The sequence below is a fragment of the Nocardia sp. JW2 genome (genome assembly GCF_051843015.1).
Classification (GTDB): domain Bacteria; phylum Actinomycetota; class Actinomycetes; order Mycobacteriales; family Mycobacteriaceae; genus Nocardia; species Nocardia coubleae.
This window is the reverse complement of the sequence record NZ_JBPXLK010000049.1, coordinates 1-9,738: the sequence shown is the minus strand read 5'-3', so window position 1 is coordinate 9,738 and position 9,738 is coordinate 1. Positions and strand designations below refer to the sequence as shown.

Sequence of the window (9,738 nt, the reverse complement as noted above, 5' to 3'; positions counted from 1 at the left end):
GGTTGCCCGCCACGGTGATTCGTCGCCGACGCTGGTGAACATGTACGGCATCACCGAGACCACGGTGCACGTGTCGTACCGCGCGCTCGATGCCGAAACCATTGCCGCCGCTTCGGGTTCCATCGTCGGCCGCGCCATCGCCGGTCTGAGCGTGTATGTGCTCGACTCGCGTCTGCGTCCGGTGCCGGTGGGTGTCGCGGGTGAAATGTATGTCGCGGGACCGCAATTGGCTCGTGGCTACCTCGGTCGCCCGGACCTGACCGCCACCCGGTTCGTCGCGAGCCCGATGGGTGACGGCGAACGCCTCTACCGTTCCGGCGACCTCGCGCGCTGGAACCGTTTCGGCGAGCTCGAATACCTCGGCCGCGCCGACGACCAGGTGAAGGTGCGTGGTTTCCGCATCGAGCTCGGCGAGATCGAAGCCGCTGTGCTGTCGCACCCGGAGATCGCGCAGGCCGCGGTCATCGTGCGCGAGGACCAGCCCGGCGGCCAGCGCATCGTCGCCTACGTCGTCGCCGAATCGCACAAGCTCGACCTCGACGAGGTTCGCCAGTTCGCCGCCGATCAGCTCCCGGCCTACATGGTGCCCTCGGCGTTCGTGCAGCTCGACGCCATCCCGCTGACCGTCAACGGCAAGCTGGACCGCCGTGCCTTGCCCGCCCCGGTGTTCGAGGTGCGCGAATTCCGTGCTCCCACAACGCCGATCGAGCAGATCATCGCGCAGGTCTTCGCCGACGTGCTCGATCTGCCGCGCATCGGCGTCGACGACGACTTCTTCGAACTCGGCGGCAACTCGCTGATCGCCACCCAGGTGGTCTCGCGCGTCGGCATCGCCCTCGATACCCGCGTTCCGGTGCGGATGCTGTTCGAGGCGTCCACCGTGGCCGCCTTGGCCGCGCGCGTGGAATCGCAGGCGGGCGACGGCGCCCACAAGGCTCTGGTGGCGCGCGAGCGGCCCGAGCAGGTGCCGCTGTCGCTGGCTCAGCAGCGCATGTGGTTCCTCAACCGCTTCGACACCGCCTCGGCGGTCAACAACATCCCGGTGGCCATCCGCCTGTCCGGTGACCTCGACGTGGCCGCCCTGCAGGTGGCCGTCATCGATGTCATCGACCGGCACGAGTCGCTGCGCACCGTGTTCCCCGACTCCGGCAACGGCCCGGTGCAGGTGGTGCTCGACGCCGCCCAGATCGTGCCCGACCTCACCCCGTACCGGGTCACCGAGGAAAACCTCATCGATCATCTGATCGACCTGGCCTCGATGGCCTTCGACGTGACCAGCGAAGTGCCGCTGCACGCACGGCTTTTCGAGATCTCGGACTCCGAGTACGTGCTCGGCATGGTGGTGCACCACATCTCCGCCGACGGCTGGTCGATGGCGCCGCTCTCGCGCGACGTCATCATGGCCTACGCCGCGCGCACCTCCTGGGAGGCGCCGACCTGGGCCGAATTGCCGGTCCAGTACGCCGATTACGCGCTCTGGCAGCGCGAGGTGCTCGGCTCCGAGGACGACCCGACCTCGCTGATCTCCTCCGAGATCAACTACTGGAAGCGCGAACTCGCCGATCTGCCCGACGAGCTGGTGCTCCCGGCCGACCACCCGCGTCCGCCCGCCGCCAGCTACCGCGGCGGCACCTACAGCTTCGTGATCGCGGGCGAAACTCAGCGTGCCCTGATGGAATTGGGCCGCCGCTACAACGCCTCGCTGTTCATGGTGATGCACAGCGCCCTCGCGGTGCTGCTCGCGCGCTCGAGCGGGTCGTCCGACATCGCCATCGGCACCCCGGTGGCCGGTCGTGGCGACCAGGCGCTCGACGATCTCGTCGGCATGTTCGTCAACACCCTGGTGCTGCGCACCGAGGTGGACGGCGCCACCGCCTTCGCGACCCTGCTCGACCAGGCCCGCGAGACCGACCTGCAGGCCTTCGCCCACGCCGACGTGCCGTTCGAGCGGCTCGTCGAGGTGCTCAACCCGGCCCGTTCGCAGGCGCGGCACCCGCTGTTCCAGGTGATGCTGTCGTTCCAGAACACCAAGCAGGCCTCGCTGCAGCTGCCCGGCCTGTCGGTGAGCGGTATCGACTACGACGCCCAGCTGGCCAAGTTCGACCTGCAGCTGACGCTGACCGAGGTGCAGGACACCGACGGCGAGGTCGGCGGCATGTCGGCCGAGTTCTCCTACGCGCTCGACCTTTTCGAGGAATCGACGGTCGCCGCGTTCGCCCGCCGCCTCGACAACATCTTCGCCGCGATCGTCGCCGACCCCGAGGTACCGGTCGGCGACATCGACCTGCTCGCGCCCGAGGAGCACGCACAGGTCCTGGTCGACTGGAACGACACCGCGCACGCGGTGCCGCACGCCACCCTGGTCTCGCTGTTCGACGCCCAGGTGGAGCGCACCCCCGACGCGGTCGCGCTGGTCTTCGAAGCCGAGCAGCTCACCTACCGCGAGCTGCAGGAGCGCGCCAACCGCATCGCCCGCAGGCTGATCGCCGACGGTGTCGGCCCGGGTTCGCATGTGGCCCTTGCCATCCGGCGTTCCACCGAACTCGTCGTCGCCATGTACGCGGTGCTGCAGACGGGTGCGGCCTATGTGCCGCTCGACCCCGATCAGCCCGCCGACCGCATCGGCCACATCATCGAGACCGCGGAGCCGCAGCTGGTGCTCACCAGCCGTCGCGACGGTTTCGAGGCCGAGGGCGTCACCGTGCACGCCGTCGAGAACATCGAGGCGCCCGCCGATTTCAGCGGTGCCCCGATCACCGACGCCGAGCGGGTGCGTCCGCTGCGCGACAGCAACACCGCCTACGTCATCTTCACCTCCGGTTCGACCGGCCGCCCCAAGGGTGTCGCCGTCGACCACGCCGCGATCGTGAACCGGTTGCTGTGGATGCAGCACGAGTACCCGATCGACGCCACCGACGCGGTGCTGCAGAAGACCCCCGCCACCTTCGACGTGTCGGTGTGGGAGTTCTTCTGGCCCCTGCAGACCGGTGCGCGCCTGGTCGTCGCCAAGCCCGACGGTCACCGCGACCCGGTGTACCTGGCGCAGATCATCGCCGAACAGTCCATCACCACAGCGCATTTCGTGCCGTCGATGCTGTCGGTGTTCGTGTCGACCCTCGGCAACAACGGCAACGGCGACGCGGTGCGCATGCGACAGGTGTTCGCCTCCGGTGAGGCGCTGCCCGCGCCCACCGCACAGCGCCTGCGTGAGCTGACCGGTGCCCGCCTGCACAACCTGTACGGCCCCACCGAGGCCGCCGTCGACGTGACCTATCACGAGGTCGTCGACGCCGACGTGGAGTCGGTGCCGATCGGCCGTCCGGTGTGGAACACCAAGGTGTTCGTGCTGGATTCGCGCCTGCACCCCGTCGCCTCCGGTGTCGCGGGTGAGCTGTACCTGGCGGGCGACCAGCTCGCCGTCGGCTACCTCAACCGGGCCGACCTCACCGCCGACCGCTTCGTGGCCAACCCCTACGGCCCCGCCGGTTCGCGCATGTACCGCACCGGCGACCTGGTCACCTGGACCCGCGAGGGTGAACTGAACTACCTGGGCCGCACCGACTTCCAGGTGAAGCTGCGCGGCCTGCGCATCGAGCTCGGCGAGATCGAGGCGACGCTGCTGGCCCAGCCCGGTGTCGCGCAGTCGGTCGTCGTCGTCCGTGCCGACGCGCACGCGGGCGACCAGCTCGTGGGTTACGTTGTGCCCGAGCACGGTTCGGCTCTCGATGTGGCCGCCGTCAAGGCCGGGCTCGCCGCCGAGCTGCCCGCCTACATGGTGCCCTCGGCGCTCGTCGTGCTCGAGGCGTTCCCGCTCAACGCCTCCGGCAAGCTCGATCGCAAGGCGCTGCCCGCGCCCGTGTTCGAGGCCAAGGTGTTCCGTGCGCCCTCGACGCCGATCGAGGAGATCGTCGCCGAGATCTTCGCCGACCTGCTCGGCGCCGAGCGCGTGGGCGTGGACGACGACTTCTTCGCGCTCGGCGGCAACTCGCTGGTCGCCACCCAGGTGGCGGCCCGCCTGAGCAAGGCGCTCGACGCCGAGGTCGGCGTGCGCACCCTGTTCGAGGCGCCCACCGTCGGCGCGCTCGCCGCGCGGGTGGAATCGCACGCGGGCAGCGGTCTGCGCGCCGAGCTCACCGCGCGTCCGCGTCCGGAGTACCCGCCGCTGTCGCTGGCACAGCAGCGCATGTGGTTCCTCAACCGCTTCGACGTCGAGGACACCGGCACCTACAACATCCCGGTCGCGGTGCGCCTGCAGGGCCTGCTCGACTTCCCCGCCCTGCGCGGGGCCGTCGCCGACGTGATCGCGCGCCACGAGTCGCTGCGCACGGTCTTCCCGTCCCACGACGGCACCGCCTACCAGAAGGTGCTCGCCGCCGCGGCCGCCATTCCGGACGTGGAACTGGTCGAGGCCGACGAGACCGACATGGCGACCTCGCTCTACGAGTTCGCCCGCCGCGGCTTCGACGTCACCGCGAATCCGCCGGTGCGCCTTCGGGTCTACGAGCTGAGCGAACGCGAGCACGTGCTGGTGATGGTGGTCCACCACATCGCCTCCGACGGTTTCTCGCTGCGCCCGCTGGTGCGCGACCTGATGACCGCCTACGTCGCCCGCACCGCCAACGCCGAGCCCGGCTGGCCGCCGCTTGCCGTGCAGTACGTGGACTACGCGCTGTGGCAGCGCGAGGTCCTCGGCGACGAGAACGACCCCACCTCGCTGATCTCCGAGCAGCTCGACCACTGGCGCACCGCGCTGGCCGACTTGCCCGACGAGCTGCGCCTCGGCCACAAGTCGCGGCCCGCGCAGGCCAGCTACCAGGCGGGCACGCACCGCTTCGAGGTGCCGGGCGAACTCGTCGACGCCCTCAACCGCGTGGCCCACGAGCACAGCACCACTCTGTTCATGGTCGTGCACAGCGCGTTCGCCGTGCTGCTCGCGCGCCTGTCGGGCACCTCCGACATCGCCATCGGCACCCCGGTCGCCGGTCGTGGCCAGCAGGCACTCGACGACCTGGTCGGCATGTTCGTCAACACCCTGGTGCTGCGCGCCGAGGTCGACCCCGGCGTCACCTTCACCGAGCTGCTCGGCCAGGTGCGCGAGAACGATCTGGCCGCCTTCGCCCACGCCGACGTGCCGTTCGAGCGCCTCGTCGAGGTGCTCAACCCGGCCCGTTCGCAGTCGCGGCACCCGCTGTTCCAGGTGATGCTGTCGTTCCAGAACCTGGGCCGCACCACCCTGGAACTGCCCGGTCTGACCGTGTCGGAGCTGGGCATCGACCAGCACACCGCCAAGTTCGACCTGCAGCTCGCGCTGAGCGAGGTCCCGGCCGACGACGACAGCCACCTCGACGCCGAACTCGTCTACGCCACCGACCTCTTCGACGCCGCGTTCGCCGCCACCTTCGGCGCCCGCCTGCTCCGTGTGCTCGGTGCGATCGTGGCCGACCCGACCGCCCCCGTCGGCGACATCGAACTGCTCGACAACGCCGAGCGCACCCTGGTGCTCGACCGGTGGAACGACACCGAATTCGCGGTCGACGCCGCGCTGAGCACCCCGAGCGACGACGACCCGGCCACCCTCAACGCGCTGTTCGAGGCGCAGGTCGCGCGCACGCCCGACGCGACGGCTCTCACGTTCGAGGGGACTAGTCTGTCCTACGCCGAGTTCGCGGTCCGCGTGCGCAAGCTCGCCCGCTGGCTCAAGGACGCCGGCGTCGGCCCGGAATCGTATGTGGCCCTCGGCATGCGGCGTTCGATCGACCTGCTGGTCGGCATGTACGCGGTGTCGGCCGCCGGTGGCGCGTACGTGCCGCTGGACCCCGATCACCCGGCCGAGCGCATCGAGCACATCCTCGACACCGCGCAGCCGGTGTGCGTGCTCACCTCCGGTGAGAGCCTGCCCGCGGCCGCCGGTCGCGAGGTGCGCATCGACCAGCTCGACCTGTCCGGCCACTCGGCCGAGCCGGTCACCGACGCCGACCGGCATCGCCCGCTGCGCTCCGGCAACACCGCCTACGTCATCTTCACCTCCGGTTCGACCGGTCGCCCCAAGGGCGTCGCGGTCAGCCACGCGGCCATCGTCAACCGCCTCGTGTGGATGCACGCCGCCTACGGGCTGGCCGCCGACGACGTGGTGCTGCAGAAGACGCCCGCCACCTTCGACGTGTCGGTGTGGGAGTTCTTCTGGCCGCTGCAGGTCGGTGCTCGCCTGGTGGTCGCCAAGCCCGACGGGCATCGCGACCCGGCCTACCTGGCCCGGCTGATCGTGGCCGAGCAGGTCACCACCGTGCACTTCGTGCCGTCGATGATGGCCGTGTTCGTCACCGAACCGCTTGCCGCCGACTGCGTCTCGCTGCGCAATGTGTTCGCCTCCGGTGAGGCGCTGCCCGCGCCGACCGCCCAGCGCCTGCGCGAACTCACCGGTGCCGCACTGCACAACCTGTACGGCCCGACCGAGGCCGCGGTCGACGTGACCTTCCACGAGGTCACCGAGGCCGACACCGATACCGTGCCGATCGGCGCGCCGGTGTTCAACACCCGTCTGTACGTGCTGGATTCGCGGCTGCGACCCGTTCCGGTGGGTGTCGCGGGTGAGCTGTATCTGGCGGGCGTGCAGCTGGCCCACGGCTACGTCGGTCGCCCCGACCTCACGATGGACCGCTTCGTCGCCGACCCGTTCGCCCCCGGCGAGCGCATGTACCGTACCGGCGACCTCGTCACCTGGACCCCCGACGGCGAGCTGGAATACCTGGGACGCACCGACTTCCAGGTGAAACTGCGCGGCCTGCGCATCGAACTCGGTGAGATCGAGTCCGCGCTCACCGCGCTGCCGCAGATCGCGCAGGCGGTCGTGGTGGTGCGCGCCGACGAGCACACCGGCGACCAGCTGGTCGCCTACGTCATCCCGGAGAACGGGCAGAGTGTCGACACCGACGCGACGAAGGCCGCCCTGTCGGCCGAACTGCCGGTGTACATGGTGCCCGCCGCGTTCATGGTGCTGAACGCCTTCCCGCTCAACGCTTCCGGCAAGCTCGACCGCAAGGCGCTGCCCGCCCCCGTGTTCGCCGCGCGGGTGTTCCAGGCACCGGTCACCCCGGTGCAGCAGATCGTCGCCGCCACCTTCGCCGAGGTGCTCGGCGCGGGCCAGGTCGGCCTCGACGACGACTTCTTCGAACTCGGCGGCAACTCGCTGGTCGCCACCCGGGTCGCCGCGCGCCTGTCGGAGGCCCTCGACGCCCAGGTGCCGCTGCGCGCGCTGTTCGAGGCGCCGACCGTCGCCGCGCTGGCCGCTCGCGTGGAAACCGCGTCCGGCCGGGGCTCGCGCGTGCCGCTCGCACCGCGTCCGCGTCCCGAGCTGGTCCCGCTGTCGCAGGCCCAGCAGCGCATGTGGTTCCTCAACCGCTTCGACAACCGCACCGCCGTCAACAACATCCCGATCGCCGTCCGGCTCACCGGTGAACTCGACACGGCCGCACTGGAATCCGCCATCGCCGACGTGATGGCCCGGCACGAGTCGCTGCGCACCTTCTACCCCGAGATCGAGGGCGCGGGCTACCAGCAGATCCTGCCCGTCGACGAAGTCCGTTTCGCGCTGCCTGCCCAGCCGGTCGCCGCCGAGGATGTCGTCGCCCGCGTGGTCGAGCTGGCGAGCGTGCAGTTCGATGTCACCCGCGAGGTGCCGTTCCGCGCGAGCCTGCTCCGCGTCGACGAGCGCACGCATGTCGCCGTCCTGGTGATGCACCACATCAGCGGCGACGGTTTCTCGCTGCGTCCGCTGCTGCGTGACGTGGTGGTCGCCTACACCGAACGCGCTCGCGGTGAGGTGCCTGCGTGGGCGCCCCTGGACGTGCAGTACGCCGACTACACGCTGTGGCAGCGTGAAGTGCTCGGCGAGGAGTCCGATCCCGATTCGGTCGCCGCGGGTCAGCTCGCCTACTGGACCGAGCAACTGCGCGACCTGCCCGACCAGATCGAACTGCCCGCCGACCGGCCGCGCCCCGAGATCGCGACCAATGCCGGTGACCTGTACCGGTTCTCGATCGACGCCGAACTGCATCGCGCGCTCACCGAGATCGCCCGTGCCCGTGGCGTCACCCTGTTCATGGTGATGCACGCGGCCCTGGCCACCTGGGCCGCGCGACTGTCCAACAGCACCGATATCGCCATCGGCACCCCGATCGCCGGCCGTGGCGAACGTTCGCTCGACGACCTGGTCGGCATGTTCGTCAACACCCTGGTGCTGCGCAGCGAGGTCGACCTCGGCGGGCGCTTCGGCGACCTGCTCGAGCAGGTCCGCAAGGTCGACCTGTCGGCCTTCGCCAATGCCGACGTGCCGTTCGAACGGCTCGTCGAGGTGCTCAGCCCCACCCGCTCGCAGGCGCACCACCCGCTGTTCCAGGTGGCGCTCACCTTCGAAGCGGCCACCGCCGCCGACACCGGCACCGTCGCGCTGCCGGGTCTCGACCTCGACGTGGTCGACTTCGACCCGGGCACAGCGAAGTTCGACGTGCAGCTCACCGTCGGCGAGGCCGCCGACGGCTCGCTCGCCATGTCCTGGAACTACGCCACCGATCTGTTCGACGCCGAGACCGTCGCCGCCTTCGGCGACCGCCTGGTCCGCATCCTGCGCACGGTGGCCGAGAACCCCGACGTGATCGTCGGTGACATCGACCTGCTCGGTGAGGCCGAACAGCGCGATGTCGCCCAGCGCTGGGTGTCCTCGGGCGCCGACGCCATCGCCCTGCCGGTGGTGCACGATGCCAGCACCCCCGCCGGCTACCGCCGTGGGCTGTTCGGCAACCGGCATACCACTCTGGTCGACCTGTTCGACGCGGCCGCGGCCGCCTACCCGGACCGGATCGCCGCCAAGTTCGGCGTCGAATCGCTCACCTACGCCGAGCTCGACCGGCGCGCGAATGTGCTGGCGCGCAGGCTGATCGACGACGGTGCCGGTCCGGAATCACTGGTCGCGGTGATCCTGCCGCGTTCGCTGGATCTGGTCGTCGCCCTGCTCGCTGTGGTGAAGACCGGTGCCGGTTATGTGCCGGTCGATCCGACGTATCCGGCCGAGCGCATCGCCTACGTGCTCGAGGATTCGCGCCCGACCAGCGTCGTGCTCGACTCCACCGTCCAGGTGACGGTGCCTTCGCATCTGCCCTCGGTGGTCCTCGACGGGTTCGCCGTGGAGACCGGCAATGTGGAGGACGCCGACGACGCGCCCATCACCGATGCCGATCGTCTCGCGCCGCTGTCACCCGACAATGTCGCCTACGTCATCTACACCTCCGGCTCGACCGGCCGCCCCAAGGGCGTCGCCGTCGCGCACCGGAATGTGGTGCGGCTGTTCGCCAATACCGATCGCGACTTCGGCTTCGGTCCGCGCGACGTGTGGACGCTGTTCCACTCCTACGCCTTCGACTTCTCCGTTTGGGAGCTGTGGGGTCCGCTGCTGTTCGGCGGCTCGCTGATCGTCGTGGACTACTACACCTCGCGTTCGCCCGAGCAGTTCCTGGAACTGCTGCGGGTGGAGCAGGTGACGGTGCTCAACCAGACGCCGTCGGCGTTCTACCAGCTGGCCGAGGCCGACCGGAACGCCGGACCGGGCCTCGATCCGCTCGCCCTGCGCTACGTGGTGTTCGGCGGTGAGGCGCTCGAGTTGCGCCGTCTGTCGGATTGGGTTGCCCGCCACGGTGATTCGTCGCCGACGCTGGTGAACATGTACGGCATCACCGAGACCACGGT

Annotated in this window: 1 protein-coding gene; it reads left to right on the top strand. The window is 69.9% G+C overall.

The window, feature by feature from the left end:
• Positions 1 to 9,738 (top strand): amino acid adenylation domain-containing protein (locus ACSVDM_RS30595; protein WP_439269146.1); only part of this gene is annotated, 9,738 nt, incomplete at both ends.